This window comes from Oceaniovalibus sp. ACAM 378 (assembly GCF_008085915.1).
Classification (GTDB): Bacteria; Pseudomonadota; Alphaproteobacteria; order Rhodobacterales; family Rhodobacteraceae; genus Oceaniglobus.
Genome location: NZ_VSJK01000090.1, coordinates 1 through 697, shown reverse-complemented (window position 1 = coordinate 697; position 697 = coordinate 1). Strand labels below are relative to the sequence as shown.

Below are 697 nucleotides of genomic sequence, written 5' to 3'. Positions count from 1 at the left end.
CAAAGCTGAACAGGACGAAGCGGCCCCAGAGAAACGGCGCGCCGGCAAACAAGCGACACGCTATCAGCCAAATGGCCGCCGCAATACCGAAGGTTGGAACTCTAAGCTGGCCAAACGTGCAAAGAAACAAGTCGAAGCTGCCCCGTCTCACGCCGCCGAATGACCACGCCCGCATGGCTGTTCAGGGCTGCGATATATGAGGTCTCCGCCCTGCCCAGCCATGATAGCGGACCACCAAGTGGGACATTTCTACTTTGCGGGCCGACGGACATTTCTACTTGGTCGCAACATTGGATATAGCCGGGGCACATTCTAAACTGGGTTGCGACAAATCCCCTATCTTGCTGGAAAGCAAGGAGAACGGAAGATGGGCCACACAGAGTTAGGATTGCGTGAGAGACGCACTATCGAAGACATGTTGAATGCAAAGATGTCGGTGGACGAGATTGCTGCTGAGATTTGTAGGCAACGTTCAACCGTGTTTCGCGAGATCAAGCGGAACAGATATATTGATGACGAGCTGCCAAAGCTGAACGGCTATTACGGGGTGACTGCACAAAGGTCTGCCGTCGACCGGCGCGCGCGTCGGCGCAAGCTGGTGCGGTTTATTGAACTGCGAGATGCCGTGATCAAACAGCTCAAGGCAGGCTGGTCTCCGGAACAGATCGCGAGTCGACTTAAGTTTGACGGCCAAGCA

At 55.1% G+C, this 697-nt stretch carries 1 protein-coding gene; it reads left to right on the top strand.

All coding sequences use genetic code 11. The features are described 5' to 3' along the window. Positions 1 to 367: 367 nt before the first annotated feature. On the top strand, positions 368 to 697 hold a 330-nt coding region (locus FQ320_RS25325), incomplete at its 3' end, for a helix-turn-helix domain-containing protein (RefSeq protein ID WP_148476011.1).